The following is a 17,270-nucleotide window of genomic DNA, read 5'->3' as shown; positions in this document are numbered from 1 at the left end:
TAAGGACATTGGAGCCATCGTTGATCCAAGTGCTATGTTCAAAAAAGCAATAATCTATGAAATCAGCCACCTGCTAAAGTCGAAAAAGGCGCTTCTCTCACCTGCGCCTTTTGTCTGCCAAACAATTGTTCTGTATGTATCCTATTATACCTTTTTCACAGGCCGATTTGGAAGCAAAGAGCCCGTTAATTTTTCCCATAGTGCATGACCTTCTTGAGTGCAAATGAACAACCATCATCGGACGGGGAATCTGCATATATTGTATGTGGCAGGTGATGAAAATGAAATCGATAAGCTTTTTTCAAAAAGCTTCCATCCTACTGACGCTGTGCGCCATTATGGTCGCCAGCAATATCTATACATTGATTCCCGTTTATTCGGTGGTATCGGATAGCCTTAGGATACCAGAATCTCATGTTGTTCTTGCAGGCGGGCTATTCACTTTTCTTTATGCCTGCGGTCTCCTCTCGTTCGGGCCAGCCTCGGATTATACAGGCCGGAGGAAGATTCTCGTGTTCGGTTTGCTGGCCTCCGCTATTGCCACCTGTGCTGTCGGTTTTTCTGTCGGGTCGCTCAGCCTGTGGATCACTCGTTCTGTTCAGGGTTTAACTCTGGCTACTTTTGCTTCGGTTGCCTTTGCCTATTCATATGATCTTTTCACTGCCCGGCAGAGAACCATCCTTGTGGTCCTGATCAACACCGGCTTTTTGATTGCCGGCATCTTCGGCCAGGTCGCCAGTGCCTTCCTGGCTGAAAGTTTTTCCTGGAATGCCGTCTTCTATTTCTTTGCTGCCGTTTATTTAATTCTTTTTTCTTTTGCCTTTTTCCTGCTGAAAGAATCGCCGGTACAGCCTGTGGAACAAAAACCGCTGGGGATGATATTTTTTCAATTAATAAAAGAGCCGCGGTTGATGAAGTGCTATGTCATCACCTTTTCGCTCCTGTTTGCAATCATCGCTTTCTACGATGCGATTGGCCGTTTCTTTGCCGGACCTGCATCTGACCTTTTGCTGATCCGCCTGGTCGGATTGATTGGTGCCATCCTATCACTATTCACCGGGACAATGATGGATAGATGGGGCACACTGAGGACGCTGATGTTCGGGCTGGCAATCGGCTCCACGAGTGCGTTCACCCTGCTGTTCCTGCACACAGCCAGCGCCCTGATCATTCTCTCCATCTTCTTTGTTTCATCCATCTCACTAGTCATCCCCACCGTCATTACACTAATTGGGTCCTTCGGCAGCAGTCAGCGGGCGAAGGCACTTTCACTTTATTCATTCATCCTGCTGACCGGTGCAAGCCTGGCTCCCCCAGTCGCCGCTGTATTACCGTTTCACGGAGTCATGCTGTTATTGGCACTTCTGTTCCTTTTTAATATCATTTTATGTATTTTTGTAAATGAAAAAGCATTCCAGTCAGCTAATGCTGGCTGAAATGCTTTTGATTGGTGATGTGATGGCAGGAAGTTTAGTTGATTCTGTTGCATAACTCAAAAAGTTTTTCATATAAAATTAAATTCTTTTTTCAGCTGACTGGCTTCTGATTTTTACTGGCTATTTCCTTTAACTGCTTTTTGTCAATTTTCCCGACATGCGTTTTTGGCATGTGGGTGATAAAGTGGATCTGTTTCGGCACTTTATAGCCAGCCAGCTTTTTTCTGCAATATTCCTTTACCCCATCTCCGCTTAACGCTGCTTCTCTTTCAAGGACGATGAATGCCGTCACGGCTTCACCCCATTTTTCATCTTGGACACCGATTACCGCGGCTTCCAGGATGGAAGGATGTGAGCTTAGCCAGTGCTCGATTTCCAGGGGATAAACATTCTCTCCGCCTGTGATGATCATCTCCTTTTTCCTGCCGACGATATAGAAAAAGCCTTCTTCATCCTGTCTGGCAAGGTCGCCGGTGTGGAGCCATCCATCTTTCCAGGCATTTTCGGTCGCGATGTCATTTTTCCAATAATACGAGAAGGCATGCTTGCCCCTGATCGCTAACTCGCCGATTTCACCGGCTGGCGCTTCACTTCCGTCGTCTCTGATGACCTTGATGGAGGTGAATAACATCGGTTTGCCGACCGAACCTCTTTTGACATCCGCATCTGAAGGATCGATGAAAAAATTATTCGGGCCAGCCTCCGTCAGGCCGTATCCCTCTTTGAAGGCCAGGCCTTTCTTTTTATAAGCTTCATAGATATCCAGCGGGCATGGAGCCCCGCCAGATAAAAACAATTTCATATCCCTGAATTCCGCTTGCTGGAACTCTTTTGATTTTACTAGCATGTGGTGCATCGTCGGCACAAACAATACGATCGTACATTTATGCCTGATCAAATATTCAATCGCTTTTTCAGGAGTAAATTCATCCCCCAGCACGACCGTCCCACCTGCCATCAGGATGGGGATTGACAGAGCATTCAGCCCGCCTGTGTGAAATAAAGGCAAATAGGTGATTGTCTTGTCTTCATCTGTCAGGTTCCAGCTCGCAATGGTCGAAATGCTGTTCCAGATGATCGCTCGATGTGACAGAACGGCACCTTTTGGCTTTCCGGTCGTCCCTCCTGTATAAATCATCGCCAGCGGGTCTTCTTCATCCAGATCGACAGGCTGGATTTGCTTCGGACTAGTAATCAAATCCTGATAGTGTGAACCATTGATTTGGATGCACTGGCCTGCTTGATCCCAGACCATCGTCACTTCTTTTGTGAATTTCGAATGGAACGCCAGCAGCGCCGGCTCACTGTCTTGTATGATAAAGGCTAATTCATCCACCGATAGCCTCCAGTTCAACGGCACAAAAATAGCACCAATTTTCCCACAGGCGAATACTAAATCGAAGTAACTGACCCCGTTCGGCGCAAGCAATGCAATCCTGTCGCCTTTTTTGACACCAATTCCCTGCATCCATGCCGCGATCGCCTTGGCTCGTTCATTGACTTCCCTGAACGACCATTCCTGATCTGTACCGGCATCAGCAATCGCAGCAGCGTCCGGTGTCAATCTCGCTCTTGATTCAAGCCAATCGAGCTCCCACCTCACCGCAATCTCTCCCTCTCTCGACGTGATGGGTTTTATTTTAAAGATTGGGAGTTACAGGATAGTTACATCGAATGCAAAAAACACCACAGCCTGGATGGCCATGGTGTTCGGGTCGCTTATTTAATTAACTCTTCTTCTGATAAGATGCCCATATTCCTCACATGATTCTTTGCCTCGGCATCGCCAAGTCTGTAAACCATTGCGTAAATCTCCTTCAAGGCCATGTCATATTCTGCATGCTCGCGATCCGGGTCCTTGAAAGGGTGCAGATGGGAATTCCCGTAAGTCGCCCAGTCTGCTTTATAGTTCACTTCCAGGTACTCGCGCAGATCCTTGATTTCCTCTCCTGTCGCGATCAACGTGAAGAAATGGCCCTCCTGATCTGCTGGCGTATCCAGCACCTCGCCGCTTTCTATATTGAAGTAATACCTCTGTTTTTGCTCTTCCATGTACAGCACCTCAATCTTTTTTATACCATTTACCACTTTTGGAGGGAAGTTAACCCCCAAAAACTGATTATCGGCAGACTGAAAAGGTTGGAAGTGCAATGCATTTTTGGTATTTTAGGGAGCTTTTTGGCCATTTGGTGTGGGAATAGTTAGTTTTAATACCGGTGGAATCGAATTTTTTTACCAGTTGGAAGGTTTTTTCACGGCTCGAGGATTTATTTAACGGTTGGCTCGATTTATTTAACGGTTGAGACAATTTATTATACGGTTGGGATGATTTATTTAACGGTTGCAGCAAATATATTCCCGGTTGGAATATTTACTCTCCAATTTCGACGTCTTCTCAAAATAAAAAAAAGCGCAGCAAGTGCGCTTTTTCAACATTACATCATGATTCCGCCGTCCACATGGAGGGTGGTGCCATTCACATATTTTGATTCATCTGAGGCCAGGAAGAGGTAGGCATTCGCGATATCCTCGGGCAAGCCCAGTCTGCCGAGCGGGACGAGCATTTTCATGTGCTCAATCACCTTTTCCGGTACTTTAGCTGTCATGCCGGTCTCAATGAATCCTGGGGCGACGGCATTGACGTTGATTCCTTTGCGGCCGAGCTCTTTTGCCCAGGTTTTCGTCATCCCGACAACCCCCGCCTTTGTTGCTGCGTAGTTGGTCTGGCCGACATTGCCGTAAATGCCGGAGACGGAAGAGGTATTGATGATTCTTCCAGATCCCTGCTGGACCATTGCCGGGACAACGGCCTGGGCGCAATGGAAGACGCCTGTCAGGTTGACATCAACAACTTTCTGAAAATCCTCCACAGCGAGTTTGTGCAGCATCCCGTCCCTTGTGATGCCTGCATTATTTACAAGAATATCAATCTTGCCAAAATGGGACAGAACATCCTTTACCATCGAATCCACGCTATCCTTATCAGCGACGTTCACCTGGAAAAAGGCTGCTTCATAGCCTTCTGCTTTGAGCTCGGCTGCGCGCTGTGATCCTGTTTCCTCATCAAAATCCGCCATTGCCACCCGTGCGCCTTCACGCACAAAGGTTTTCGCTGCGGCAAGGCCAATCCCATTTGCCCCTCCGGTAATGATCGCTACTTTATCTTGCAGTCTCATAAAAACACCTTCCTATTCTGCTAAAAATCCATCGATATGCCTTAGCAGCTGATCCAAATCATCCACTAGTGGCGAATGGCCGCAATTCTTCAACTCTGCAAATCTTGCACGACCTGCAAAATCCTCGACAATTTCGTCGGCCATCTTGCTTGTGACAACAAGATCGCGGTCACCTCGGAGGACTAGGACAGGAATCTGGATATCCTTTACCTGATCTGTCCCCATCCCCAAACCGTTATCAACACCACTGATATTAAAACTATTGAGAGAATGATAGACCTCTGCCAGATTTCGCTGTGTCAGCATATCATCGACATACTCTTCATAATGTGCTGCTTCCGGCTGACGCTCGGTATAGATCAACATATTCCACATCGCCTTTAAAAATCCTCTATTCTGCCCGTCGTATGCAGTCTGGACAGCAATCGTTTTTCCGGTATCCGCCTTAACATCATCATACGTCTTAAGTCGATTGTCCAGATCAGGCAAGCCTTCCGGACTCGTTCCGAAGAACGGGTAACCCCTTGTTGACGCAGAGGCGAGCAGCACCAGTTTTTCGCAATAGCCAGGATAATCAGCAGCAAACTGCATTCCTACCGCACCACCTGTCGACCAGCCAACAAGTGAAAAATTATTTAACCCGATTTCGTCGACAAACAGCTTTACATCATCGGAAAAATCCTTGATTGACATGATGGGCTTGCGGTAACTCGAGCCGCCGAATCCCCTCATGTCCATCGCATACACTTTATACTCCGGATCCATCTGATCAATCAGCACATCCCAATGCTTTGATGATGTCATGTTTCCATGGATCAGCAGCACGTTTTTCACGCCGCCGTCCCGTTCCCGATAAGCAATGCTTTCACCATTAGGCAAATCAACTTTTTTCAATTCGAAAGCCGTTTTCTCCATTCAAGCTTCACCCTTCCCCCAGCGTATAGTTGTTGCTCCCCAGGCATAGCCGATCCCGGCACTGACAAGGACTACAATATCCCCGTCCTTCAGCTTTCCTGCCTTTTCAGCCAGTTCCAGCGACAGGATCTGGTCAATCTGGCCGATATGTCCATAGTCTTCGAGATAAATAGAATTGGATTCACCTAGTCCTAATTCCTGTAAAACAAACTGGTGCGCGGAACGCTTCATATGCAGCATCCCAATGTATGAAATATCTTTTTCTGAAAAACCGCTTTTTTCCACGGACCGACGGATGACCTTCAGGAAGTTGGCCATCGACTTTTGCTCCAGCCTTTCTTTCATTCCCTGTGGATCGAGGACATCAAGCTGATAAAGACCCCGCTTCAGACTTTCTGCCGAAAGCGGATTTTTCGTTCCCCCTGCAACCACGACGACATCCTCGGAAAAAGACCCGTCAGTAATCATTTCTGTTTCGAGCAGCAGATTTTCCTGATGGCCCTTTTTCAGTAAAATCGCCCCGCCGCCTGCTCCGAGATTGTACATGAAGCGGGTCCGCGGATTCTGGTAGTCGATGAAATCCCCGTTCCGATAGCCGCCAGCCAGCAGCACCGTTTTGATTTCAGGGTCGGACAGCATCATGCCCCTGGCAAGTTTCAATGCCATGACTGTCGTCCCGCAACGCAATGCTGTATCAAATGCCCAGGCATTATAAGCGCCGATTTCTTCCTGAAGCTTGATTCCGGCAGTCCATAATGGATACTCCTTGTATTCCTCACCGATATAGATCACCAGATCAATCTCCATCGGATCGATACCCGCTTTTTCGATTGCCGTCTTTGCAGCCCTGATTCCCATCTCACATGTATGGTCTTCCTGACCAGGAACAGGCTTTTTCTTGATTCCCATTTTTTCTTCCACAACCATTTCCGGAATTCCTGCTGCCCGAGCAATTTCCCTTCCTGTTATATATGTTTCCGGAAGATAGATTCCTGTGCTGACAATCCCGATCTGCACGTATTCAGCCCTCCTTGCAAATGGCTCATTCTCTGCCTGTAAAACTAGCATTCTCCTACAATTCCCTTGATATAAGCCATCGCCTCATCGATTGATTGAAACAAGGCTTCCTTTTCATCCTGAACATGGGTAACTTTGACACGCCAATATTTTTTGCCGCTTCCGGCTTCAATGTCTGTAAGCTGGAAGCGGAGCACGAATGAGGTGACTTGCTGCATCTCCATCATGACTCGCCCTGACTGACGGCATCCGAATTTAAGGAAGCAGGTGCTTTCTTTTTCCTGCTGAATTTCAACTTCTTTAAGGAACCGACAATCCCCATCGGGAAGAACATGACAGCGAGTATATAAATGATTCCAAAAAAGATGATCCATCTTTCAAAGATCCAGTGGACCTTTGCCAGTTCTGTCAGCCAGTGGTGGGAGAATTCGATGATCCCGGCGCCAATGATGGCACCTACTAGCGTTCCGACTCCGCCGATGATCGTCATCAGCAAGGCGTCGAGAGTGATATCCATCGTGAATACACTCGTGTTGACAAACCTGAGGGAGACGGCATACAAAATTCCTGCGATCCCGGCAATCACTCCGGACACCACACTTGCAATGACCTTATACTGCAGGACGCTGTATCCCAGTGACTCCGTCCTTTGCTCATTTTCCCGGATGGCCTGAAGCACCTTTCCGAGCGGCGAGTTCGTGAACCTTTTCAATAAGATGAACACAATCACCATGGAGCCAAGGCAAATCAGGTAAAAATCCGTCCGGTCCTTTAAAAAGTCCGGGACTCTGAATGTGAATCCATCATTTCCATATGTGACTGTCCGCCATTTTTCAGCAAGCACGAGGAACAACCCGGCAAAGGCCAGCGTCAGCATCGCGTAAAAATGGCTTTTCAGCCTTAGCGTGAGCAGGCCGACAAAATAACTGACAAGTGCTGTAAGTAAAATCGTGACCAATACGGCCAGCAAAAAATAGCTCGTTTCCGGTTCGAATCTTTTCATGAAGACACCAACCGTGTAAGCACCGATCCCGAAAAACATCGCATGTCCGAAGGAGACAATGCCCGTGTATCCGAGCAGGATGTCATAGCTCATCGCAAGCACGGCAAAAATGAAAACCTGCGAGAGCAGGATGAGCATGCTCCTTGAGTCATAGACAAAAGGGAGAACAGCCAAAAACACGGCAGCAAGTAAATACAATATATTCATGCGATTTGAAAACATCTTTATCACTTCCGCTTCACCCCTTTGCCCCGAACAAGCCCTGAGGCCTGAAAATAAGCACGACTGCCATCAGCAGCATGTTCGCAGCCAGTGCCAGGTCCGGTACATAATAGGCCATGAAAGAACCTGACAGACCGACTAAAATTGCCGCCATCACCGAGCCTGTGAAGCTGCCCATGCCGCCGATGACGACAACGATGAACGCCAGGATGGCGAACTCCATGCCCATATCGGCATAAATCACTCCGGAATAAGGTCCTAACAGCATGCCTCCAAGTGCCGCCATGCCTGCTCCGATCATGAATACAAACATAAAGACCTTCTGAATATTGATTCCCAGCGACTGGACCATTTCTTTGTTCATGACACCCGCACGAACAACGAGACCGATCTTTGTTTTCTTCAGCAAATATTGGACGGCGAGAAACACCGCGAATCCGACGGCAATGATGAAGACACGGTATTTGATGATGATGATTCCGCCGAATTCCCAGCTGCCAGACAGATAATCAGGCGTGGCTGCTGAAATCTGGTTCGGTCCCCAGACGACTTTTAACATTTCGGATAAAACAAGCATCAAACCGAGCGTGATCAAAATTTGCTGTACGTGGTTGCCGTATACCGGCTTGATGATCCACCGTTCCGTCACGATTCCAAGAATCATCCCCGTAAGGATGGCACCAATGATTCCGGTAAGAAAGCTGCCTGTCGATGTATAAATCCAAATCCCGCTGTAGGCTCCCCAGGCAAACAAGCCGCCATGGGCAAAATTAAGCACATCCATCAGGCCAAAAATCAAAGTGAGACCGGCTGCCAGAAGAAAGACCAGCATTCCTGTGGCAAGGCCGTTAAGGCTCAGGTTTATCAAAACATCCACACTTGCTTCCCCCTTTCTCAGGCAATCCCGAGATATTTCCTTCTCATTTCTTCATCATTCCGCAGAATATTCATTGAACCGTTCGAAACCGTCCTGCCATCATCAATAATGTAGAAGCTGTCTCCAATCGTGCTGGCCATCATGAAATTCTGCTCCACGAGGATGATGGTCGTTTTTTCTTTCATTTGCTGGATCGATTCCATGACCTTCTCGACGACAATCGGGGCAAGGCCCTTGCTTGGCTCGTCAATCAGCAGCAATTCATTGTCATTTACATAGGCCCTGGCGATCGAGAGCATTTGTTTTTGCCCTCCGCTAAGTAGTCCGCCTGGCTTGTTCCAAAACTTTTTCAAGTCAGGGAACAGATCCAGTATCCAGTCAAGCCGCTGACTGGTTTCATCATTTTCTTTCTTGACTGCCACCTTGATGTTCTCTTCGACGGTCAGGTCAGCGAAAATCCCCTGATCTTCGGGCACATAACCGATTCCTTTATTGGCGATTGTGTAGGTTGGCAGGCTCTTGATTTCCTCACCTTTATATAAAACAGATCCCTTGGCAGCCGGATTCAATCCCATGATGGTCCTGAGGGTCGTTGTCTTCCCGGCGCCATTACGGCCAAGAAGTACCGTCACTTCGCCTTTCGGCACCTCAAAAGATACTCCTTGAAGGATATGGTACTGGCCGATGAATGTTTCTATTTGATCAAGCTTTAGCAGCGTGCTCACTATGCAACCCTCCCAAATATGCAGACTGGACTGTCTCATTTTTCATGATTTCTTCAGGAGTTCCGTCAGCAAGCAACGCGCCGTTGAACAAAACCATGATCGTATCAGAGAGATCCATGATCATATCCATTTTGTGCTCGATCAATACAATCGTCCTGTCGCCCCGTTGTTTGATTTTACGGATGACGTCAAGTATGGCCGGAACCTCTTCCAGTGACATTCCCGCTGTCGGTTCATCAAGTAAGAGCACTTCTGTGTTCAAGGCAAGCAGCATTGCGATTTCTAGCTTTCTTTTTTCTCCATGGGCCAGATTCCTCGCAAGTGCATCCTTCCTGTCATCCAGCAGCACAAGCTTCAGCCACTCCTCTGCCTGCTCCTCGAATTTATTGTAGGATTGGAAGTGTTTAAGCATTTGATAGCGGATTCCCTCATGCGACTGGACCGCAAGACGGACATTTTCCATCACTGTCAGGTTTGGAAAGACATTGGTGATTTGAAAGGAGCGGCCGATTCCGGCCCTCGTCCTTTTTGTCGGTGACAGCCTGGTAATCTCATTGCCTTTAAAGAAGACCTGTCCTTCGGTCGGAGTAAGCTGACCGCTTAACAAATTGAAGAATGTCGTCTTGCCAGCACCGTTTGGCCCGATGATCGATTTGAAATGGTTAGGGGGTACCGAGATGCTGACAGAGTCCACCGCGGTATGGCCGCCAAATGTTATGCTAAGATTTTTTGTTTCGAGAATTGCCGTCATGCTTTGGTTCACCACCTTTAGAATATTGGAGTAAAAGTATAATGAACTCCGGCTGATTTACCGAAGTTCATTATGGACATTTAAGTTAATTGCGTACCGGAGGAGCCGTTTCTTCCGGTGACAGTTCACGGATCAGGACTGGGACTGGATAGTTGACTCCATCCTTTTTCTCCAGCTTGATGGCGTATAATGCCTGGAGTGCCTGATGGTCCTCTTCCCGGAAGGTCATCTTGCCTTTCGGAGTGTCAAAACTCATGCCTTCCATTGTTTTGATCAGTTTCTTGGAGTCCGCGTTTCCTTCGGTTTTCTTCAAGGCTTCTACGATTGCCATCGCAGCTGTCATGCCTCCTGGAGTGAACAGGTCGGGCAGTTCGCCATTAAAGCGTTTTTTATGTTCGTCCACGAGCCATTTATTAATGTCATTTTGCGGAAGATCATGATAATAAACAGTAAAGCCTTCCATGCCAATCAGCGGCTCCATTGTCGAAAGTGCAGCGATATCAGGAGCACCGGTAGAAATTTTAATGCCTTTTTCCTGGACCTTCATGTCAGCAATCTGGTTCCATGGTGAGTTGGCGCCAGCCCAGACAACGAATAAGTAATCCGGCTTCTGGTCGATGATTTTCTGGATGTTCGAAGTGAAGTCCGTTGCAGCAGGATCTGCGTATTCTTCATGGATGATTTCTGCGCCGAGTTTTTCTGCTGCTTCCTTGAAAGCCGAGACGCCATCACGGCCAAACGAATAATCCGGTGCAAGAGTAGCGATTTTCACGCCTTTCTTGGCAATTGCAGCAGCACCTGCTACAGCATCCTGTGAAGAATTCCGCGCTGTGCGGAAAATATATTCATTGAATTCGGATCCGGTAATGCTGTCTGCAACAGCAGGTTCTACAATCATGATCTTTTCATATTCCTCAGCCAATGGCAGGACTGCCAGGGTGTCACCAGAGCTTGATGAACCCACAAGGAAATCAACTTCATCTTCCTCAAGAAGCTTTGTTGCTTTCTGGACAGCTACCTCTGGTTTTGTTTCCGTATCTTCGACAATGAATTCGATTTTACGGCCGGCTACTTCATTGGTTCCATCAGTAGCATATTCCAGACCCAGCTCGAACCCTCGAAGTGTCTGCTTCCCATAAGCCTCAAGCCCGCCTGTTTGTGAAGCCAGGACGCCGATCTTGATCGGTTCCGTGTTTTTCGGTTCATCCTTCCCTTCTTTTCCTTCTGTTCCACCTGACTTCTCTGTTCCCGATCCGCCACAGGCACTCGTGAACAACAGGACTAAAATAAGCATAAAAGATAAAGCAAAATTCCGTTTACCCGCTTTCATTTTCTCTCCCCCTTTAAAATGTTGCATCAAAGCCACAAGCTTTGACATCATCTTAAAAAAATGCAGTTACAAATGAGTTACAGCGAATTTGAAAAATATGAAACTATCTGGGGATTTTACCTTATAAGAAATTAAGGGGGGCAACTTCAATGGATTCTATATTCTGGTTTCTTATCATCCTTTTCAGTTTGCCATTGCTGATTACAACTGCGATCATGACACCGATTCAATACAAGTACATAAAAACCATGGAAGATTCACAGAAAAGGCGAAAGCAAATACTGAGTGAAATGTATGAGGAAATGCCTGTCCAGGAAGAAGTCCTGCACATGAACCTGCAGTCGAATCCATTGTTCCTGCCGGCGAATATCCTCGCGGGAATCATCTATAAACTCAGACACAGATAAAAGGTCAAATAAAAAAGTATCCCCTCCTATTTTTATGGCGATAATTGGACTAATGCCTAAAAATACGGAGGGGATTTTTTATGCAAGCTATCTATTTAATTAATGAACAGATTCATATAAATGGGTGTACCCGGGATGACAGCTTTGAAATCCAGCAAAATGCCCTGGCTGATTTTATTCAAACAAAAAGAGTAGTGCCGGTAAAGCTGAATCCATATCAGCTGAATGAACATTATACAATCCCGCATGCCCTGCTCTATGACTTGCAGTTCCACAAAAGACAAATCGATTGCCTGCTCATGTATTCAGATCAGTCAATCACTGACTTTGCCATGACTTATCCTGCCAGATGGCTGATGCTGAAAAGTTATTTTGACAGGGTCGTTACAGTTGTATAATCTGAACCAATGCTTATGAGCCATCTGTCCCGCCAAAGGCGATACAGTAGTCATCAAGGTCCTTAATGGCAAATTCCTTCCAGGGTCCATTATTTTCATCCACCCACGGTTCGATCACTATAGGAGCACCTTTTGATTTAAATTCGTGATAAAGTTCATCCAGTGCCTTCCAATCCTCGACATAACAATATAAGTCAATACCAATGTCTGACCCTTTCGGCGGAGGATTTGGCCTGACGTCTTTTGGATCACTTGCTTCCAGCAGTTTGATTCCAAGCCCTGTAAAGCCATCCCGGATTACCCACCAGTCCGTTACTTCGCAGCCTAATACTTCCGAATAAAATTTCTTTGCACGATCAAGATCTGAAACTAGCAATACCTTTAGCGAACTATGAATCTGCCTTTCCATTCCCTTCTCCTCCTTTTGAGCTCACGCATTCGTTCCTTCGATGATCATGTCATACATATGCCTGGTCGGTTCAAGCGGAGTTACACCTAGCTCTTCCTCCAGTACGTCACAACACTTCCGATACCACCGGATTGCCTGTGGACGATTGTTTTTTCGATAATAGCAAAACATCAATAGTCTATACGCTTCCTCCCATGTTCGATCCTTGTGGAGGATTTTTTGGCACCAGTGGATGGCAGAGTCATAGTTTTCACGCCTAACATTCAGCTGTGCCAGTTTCTCGGCACTGCGCAAAAAATAGACCAGCAGCCTTTCCCGCTCATTGATGCACCAGTCTTCATATCTCCGTTCCGGGAGATAATCCCCATTATATAAATGCAATGCGCGCTCTAGTTCCTCTATTGATTTTTCGGTGTTCTTCTCTTCCAGACCGGTTTCTGCCCATTCTTCGAAAAGGCGTGAATCCAGCTCTATCGCTGCGTGAGGATTTATTCCATAACCAGTCCCATCCCTGATGACGAAAAACGGGGCTGCCCTTGCCTTACGTGCAGGTTCAAGGACATTGTTCAAAGCATTCAGCGCGACTTTGAAATCTCTGTCTGCATTTTTATCCTCATATGCTGGCCACAGAATCTGAAAGATATCTTCTTTCATCAAGAACTGATTCCTTTTTGTCAGGAAAAGCTGGAAAAGCTCTTTCGCCTTCCCTCTTTGCCAGCTTCTGTCCTCCACTTCCCTATCCCCAAGCCAAAGACGGAATTGTCCCAGAGTCTGAACCCTTAACGTATAGCCAGGATGGGCATTAAGGCGTGGAATTTTTAAATCCTCCATCAGCTTCTCCGTATATGCCGGAACAATTGAAAGCTTCATTGCCTGAATCAGCATCGGGGAGAGGATCTGCAAGTCCCGGGGGCCAAATGTCGTCTTCTTTTTCAGGAAAAATTCATATCCACCAGTTTTCATTCTTTTTAAAAAGCTGGCGAATGCCGTTTTGAAACCTTCTTCATCGCCTAATGTAAAATATTGAACTGAATCCCAGAATGACAGCAGCATTTTGCCATACTCATCACCGCACTGATAGAACAATTCCTCTGCTTTTCTCAGGAATTCGGCTGCTTCCTTGAACCTGTCATTGTAAATGGCCGAGATTGACATGCAAAGCGTGATCAAGGCAGAAAGCCAAACATCCTTCACCTGTTCCGTTTCAAGCAGCGCCTTTCTTCCAGCCTCGGCAGAACGCTCATATTCCCTTCTTGACCCATAGAGTATGCAAAGGCCCATCAGCGGTTCAGCCTTCCCTCTTTCGATGCTCAGCCGGCCCATAATATCGAGTGCAGTTTCATAGCATTTTTCTGCCATCTCCAGATCGTATTGATCAATCAGCTGAACAGCATGCCCCATTCTGATCCAGCCGCACGCCTCCACGAATGGTGCCTTGCTGTTGATCCCATGTTCAATGCCTGACTGGGACAGGATCTTCGCTTGCATTCCATTGCCTGTAAAAGCTTCAATCAATGCCAACAACAAGTCTGTTTCCCGATGGGATAGGGGCAGGTGGAGCTTATCCACTCCCTTTATATCCGTTAAAATCCTCCTGGTCTCAGCGAATCGGCCGGTCCTAAGGTAGAGACGAGCCTCAAGGTTCCCGTCTTCAATCTGCACCCCCATCGCCCTCGCCCGTTCAATCCATTTTTCAGCTTTCACTGCCTGTCCGGAATTGATCAGGTTTTCGGCAAGCAGCCTGTACAGTCTCCCTGTTTCCTTGGCTGTGCCCTCGAGCTTTGCTGTTTCCCTGAGTTCGATTGCCCTGGCCAAAATACGTTCCGCTTTCAGAGGCTGAATTGTATCAAGATATATTTTTGCTTTTCCTTCAAGCGCTCTGCTTTCCCACTCCACATTGCCGGTACTCTCAGCTGTCTGGATCGCTTTTTCATAACATCTTTCCGCCTGCTGGTACATGGACCGGTAGCGATAAACCTCACCTTCCAGGAATAATAGGGAACAATAGCGCTCTTTATTTTCCTGTGGGATTTTTACCAGCCGCTCCTGCAGATTCTCGAGTTTGCCCCTCTCAAGGAGTTCCAATCCCTGTTCATCCATAATCGCTGCTGCTGCATTATATTGGCCGGCCTTTTCATAGCAGTATAAAGCTTCTTCCCACTGTCCGTTCTTTTCAAAATAACGTCCACTGTTCAAAATCAAATAATGGTAATGCTCTGGCCGGTTTGTGAGCAGCCGATTCTCGAGGAACTCACGGAAAAGAGCATGATAGCGGAATTGGTTCTCGCCAACTTGATGAATGAACAGGTTTTTCGCTGCCAGCTGCTGCAGCATCTGGACTGAACCGTTCATGCCAAGTATGTGATCACATACTTCAGAGCTGATTTCTTCGAAAATGCAGGTCTGCTCGAGGAACTGCTGAATCATCGGAGGCTGTTTTGAGAATACTTCATGAACCAGGTATTGAAACAAATCCTCCAGCGACTTTGCAGGCTCCGTTAAAAGGTCATCAAGACTCTGAAGATGAGGCAGCTGCTGAGCAATCATTCCGACCGCGATGACCCAGCCTTCAGTAATGTTGTACAATTGGTCGATTTGTTCGTCACTGATTGTCATTTGATAATAGTCAGAGAGCAGTAATTCGATTTCTTCCTTGCCAAAAATCAAATCGCTTTTCGAAATCTCATTCAACTCATTCCTTGCCTTCATTTTGGCAAGAACCTTCCAACCCGGCTTCGTCCTGGTCGAAATGACGAGATGAAGATGGTCTGGCATATGCTCAAGCAGCTTTTCCATCCAGACATTGATATGGTAGGAATGTTCTATTGCGTGGAAATCATCCAGGATGACGATAATTGGCGCAGGTATTTGCAAGGTTTCGTTGATGAAAAGCGAAGAGAGCATGCTTAATTCCTCTTCTCTTATATAGCGATCCATCTTTTTCATATAGGCTGTTAATTCAAAGCCAAAGTCCGGGAACAAGGTTTGGATCGAAGCTGTCAAATAGGATAAAAACGGGAGAATATCGTCATCGGAAGAAGTGATGGTATACCAGCAGCATTGCTCGTTCTGGTCCCTGACATACATCGCGAGAGCGGTACTCTTCCCATAACCTGCCCCTGCCTGGATAACGGTCAGCCGTTTTTCGGTAATCGCTTTCATTTTCTTCGAAAAATCCGCACGCCTTATCCATTGTTCCTGCAAACTGGGGACAATCAGCTTTGTTTTGATCAATGGCAATGTTCCCTGCATATAATCTCCGCCCTGTTTATATTATAATGATGCTAGTCTAGCATACAAAATATAAAAAAAGACTCGAAATTTGACGAGTCTTTTCACATAGAAGCATATCTCAAAACTTTATATCCATTTCTTCAAGCGGCCAGTAGCGCAGATTGACCTTGCCAACCACCTGCTTTTCCGAAATGAAACCAAACTGTCTGCTGTCCCAGCTGCCGAGGCGATTATCACCAAGAACAAATAATTTTCCATCTGGCACTGTTTCAACTCCGGTCAAATCCTCGAGGGTAAAATCACCGGTCAAATAACCTTCTGGCGATTGGTCACGATACTGCTTCAGAAATGGTTCGGCCACTTTCTTTCCATTGATGAATAACCGGTCCTTTCGATATTCGATCCGGTCTCCCGGCAGCCCGATCACCCGCTTCACATAGTCTTCCTCTTCATTCGCATGGAAGACAATCACATCAAACCGCTCAAGATCATCCGTCTCATACCCCAACTTGTTGACGACGACTTTATTCCCGTCCTCCAATGTCGGAAGCATCGACTCCCCTTCAACGACGTAATTGGAAAAGAAGAAGATTCTTATGAAGACAAATAAGATAATGCCAAGCGAAAAAGCCTTGATCCACTCTGCACCTTCTCTTTTCATTGCTTCTCTCATCCTCTGCATCCACCACCTGTCAACCTGATCCTGTTTTCAGTCATCGTTTTTTTGAACACTCATATTCATTTTTACTTCAATTCTTTTGCCGATATACCACAGGATGGCAATTACCACCAGAACAAGGGCAGTCCGTGCCGGATTGGTAATTAAGGCGCGAATATCATAGCCAACGAAGCTGATGGTAAAAATCATCACCATTTTGCCCGCTATGACAGCAAGCATATACTGGGCCATGCTGATTTTTGAAAGCCCGGCGACTATATTGACGAGGGCAGAAGGAGTAAAAGGAAAGCACAGCATCAGGAAAATCGGCCCGAAACCATGGCGTTCAATCCAATCCATCCCTTTCTGGACTTTTGGGTGCCTCTGTAAAAACCGGAGAAGTCGTCCCTGGCCATATCGGCGGAAAATCCAAAATACGAGCAACGCTCCGAGTACCGCACCAGTCCAGGAAAAAAGAAACCCAAGCCATAGCCCAAATGCATTCGCATTCGCCATGACAAATAAAAACAACGGCAGGAATGGCAGAAATGCTTCGAGCATCGGCAGCAAAATCCCCGGAATCGGCCCAAAGGAACGGTACTGGCTGAGCAGCTCCATAATATTTTCAATTGTAAACCATTCTTTCATCCATTCAACATCCATTGAAATCTCCTTGTCCAAACAACCTTCTGGGTCGGCAGGCATCTAAAAT

The 17,270-nt window shown here is 46.7% G+C and carries 18 protein-coding genes; 3 read left to right on the top strand and 15 right to left on the bottom strand.

Features of this window, described 5'->3' with window-relative positions:
- Positions 1-281 precede the first annotated feature (281 nt).
- Positions 282-1,436, top strand: coding sequence for an MFS transporter (locus QNH36_RS06875; protein WP_283904977.1), 1,155 nt, complete (start codon positions 282-284; stop codon positions 1,434-1,436).
- Positions 1,437-1,527: 91 nt separating this feature from the next.
- Here QNH36_RS06875 and QNH36_RS06870 read toward each other — a convergent pair whose 3' ends face one another.
- From QNH36_RS06870 to QNH36_RS06820, 11 genes are all read right to left on the bottom strand, one after another.
- On the bottom strand, positions 1,528-3,039 hold the full coding sequence (locus QNH36_RS06870; protein WP_283904976.1) for a class I adenylate-forming enzyme family protein: 1,512 nt from the start codon (positions 3,037-3,039) through the stop codon (positions 1,528-1,530).
- A gap of 116 nt (positions 3,040-3,155) precedes the next feature.
- Positions 3,156-3,488: a hydrolase gene (locus tag QNH36_RS06865; protein ID WP_251544183.1), complete on the bottom strand. Its 333-nt coding sequence runs from the start codon at positions 3,486-3,488 to the stop codon at positions 3,156-3,158.
- A gap of 383 nt (positions 3,489-3,871) precedes the next feature.
- The gene (fabG, locus tag QNH36_RS06860; RefSeq protein WP_283904975.1) at positions 3,872-4,612 is read right to left on the bottom strand and encodes a 3-oxoacyl-ACP reductase FabG; all 741 of its coding nucleotides are present in this window, start codon (positions 4,610-4,612) and stop codon (positions 3,872-3,874) included.
- A gap of 12 nt (positions 4,613-4,624) precedes the next feature.
- The gene (gene phaZ, locus QNH36_RS06855) at positions 4,625-5,527 is read right to left on the bottom strand and encodes an intracellular short-chain-length polyhydroxyalkanoate depolymerase (protein ID WP_283904974.1); all 903 of its coding nucleotides are present in this window, start codon (positions 5,525-5,527) and stop codon (positions 4,625-4,627) included.
- Positions 5,528-6,595 (bottom strand): 3-oxoacyl-ACP synthase, encoded by a 1,068-nt coding sequence (locus QNH36_RS06850; protein WP_283904973.1) that lies wholly within the window; start codon positions 6,593-6,595, stop codon positions 5,528-5,530.
- Complete coding sequence (locus QNH36_RS06845) at positions 6,589-6,771, bottom strand: hypothetical protein (protein WP_144474482.1); 183 nt, start codon at positions 6,769-6,771, stop codon at positions 6,589-6,591. The genes QNH36_RS06850 and QNH36_RS06845 overlap by 7 nt, the downstream gene beginning before the upstream one ends.
- The gene (locus tag QNH36_RS06840) at positions 6,768-7,769 is read right to left on the bottom strand and encodes a branched-chain amino acid ABC transporter permease (protein WP_144474973.1); all 1,002 of its coding nucleotides are present in this window, start codon (positions 7,767-7,769) and stop codon (positions 6,768-6,770) included. The genes QNH36_RS06845 and QNH36_RS06840 overlap by 4 nt, the downstream gene beginning before the upstream one ends.
- A 16-nt stretch (positions 7,770-7,785) precedes the next feature.
- The gene (locus tag QNH36_RS06835) at positions 7,786-8,646 is read right to left on the bottom strand and encodes a branched-chain amino acid ABC transporter permease (protein WP_283904972.1); all 861 of its coding nucleotides are present in this window, start codon (positions 8,644-8,646) and stop codon (positions 7,786-7,788) included.
- A 17-nt stretch (positions 8,647-8,663) separates the two neighbouring features.
- A complete protein-coding gene (locus QNH36_RS06830) occupies positions 8,664-9,371 on the bottom strand; it encodes an ABC transporter ATP-binding protein (protein ID WP_283904971.1) in 708 nt (235 codons plus the stop codon).
- Positions 9,349-10,122, bottom strand: a complete 774-nt coding sequence (locus QNH36_RS06825; RefSeq protein WP_144474479.1) for an ABC transporter ATP-binding protein — start codon at positions 10,120-10,122, stop codon at positions 9,349-9,351. The genes QNH36_RS06830 and QNH36_RS06825 overlap by 23 nt, the downstream gene beginning before the upstream one ends.
- An 85-nt stretch (positions 10,123-10,207) precedes the next feature.
- Positions 10,208-11,416, bottom strand: coding sequence for a substrate-binding domain-containing protein (locus QNH36_RS06820; protein WP_144474972.1), 1,209 nt, complete (start codon positions 11,414-11,416; stop codon positions 10,208-10,210).
- A gap of 185 nt (positions 11,417-11,601) precedes the next feature.
- Here QNH36_RS06820 and QNH36_RS06815 point away from each other — a divergent pair, with 185 nt between their 5' ends.
- Positions 11,602-11,859 carry a DUF3949 domain-containing protein gene (locus tag QNH36_RS06815; protein ID WP_251544192.1) on the top strand — a complete coding sequence of 86 codons (258 nt, stop codon included), beginning with the start codon at positions 11,602-11,604 and terminating at the stop codon, positions 11,857-11,859.
- An 80-nt stretch (positions 11,860-11,939) separates the two neighbouring features.
- The gene (locus QNH36_RS06810) at positions 11,940-12,257 is read left to right on the top strand and encodes a hypothetical protein (protein WP_144474477.1); all 318 of its coding nucleotides are present in this window, start codon (positions 11,940-11,942) and stop codon (positions 12,255-12,257) included.
- A 13-nt stretch (positions 12,258-12,270) separates the two neighbouring features.
- On the opposite strand, the gene QNH36_RS06805 is transcribed toward QNH36_RS06810, so the two are convergent.
- The 4 genes from QNH36_RS06805 to QNH36_RS06790 all read right to left on the bottom strand — a co-directional run bounded on the left by QNH36_RS06805 (position 12,271) and on the right by QNH36_RS06790 (position 17,221).
- Positions 12,271-12,666 carry a VOC family protein gene (locus QNH36_RS06805; protein ID WP_283904970.1) on the bottom strand — a complete coding sequence of 132 codons (396 nt, stop codon included), beginning with the start codon at positions 12,664-12,666 and terminating at the stop codon, positions 12,271-12,273.
- 21 nt (positions 12,667-12,687) lie between these two features.
- The gene (locus QNH36_RS06800) at positions 12,688-15,918 is read right to left on the bottom strand and encodes an AfsR/SARP family transcriptional regulator (protein ID WP_283904969.1); all 3,231 of its coding nucleotides are present in this window, start codon (positions 15,916-15,918) and stop codon (positions 12,688-12,690) included.
- A gap of 100 nt (positions 15,919-16,018) precedes the next feature.
- The gene (gene lepB, locus QNH36_RS06795) at positions 16,019-16,573 is read right to left on the bottom strand and encodes a signal peptidase I (RefSeq protein WP_144474474.1); all 555 of its coding nucleotides are present in this window, start codon (positions 16,571-16,573) and stop codon (positions 16,019-16,021) included.
- A 36-nt stretch (positions 16,574-16,609) separates the two neighbouring features.
- On the bottom strand, positions 16,610-17,221 hold the full coding sequence (locus QNH36_RS06790) for a TVP38/TMEM64 family protein (RefSeq protein ID WP_144474473.1): 612 nt from the start codon (positions 17,219-17,221) through the stop codon (positions 16,610-16,612).
- Between the last annotated feature and the right edge of the window lie 49 nt (positions 17,222-17,270).

Source organism: Mesobacillus sp. AQ2 (assembly GCF_030122805.1).
In the GTDB taxonomy this organism is placed as follows: domain Bacteria; phylum Bacillota; class Bacilli; order Bacillales; family Cytobacillaceae; genus Mesobacillus; species Mesobacillus oceanisediminis_A.
The sequence above is the reverse complement of the archived record's forward strand: the minus strand, read 5'-3'. Positions and strand labels throughout refer to the sequence as shown.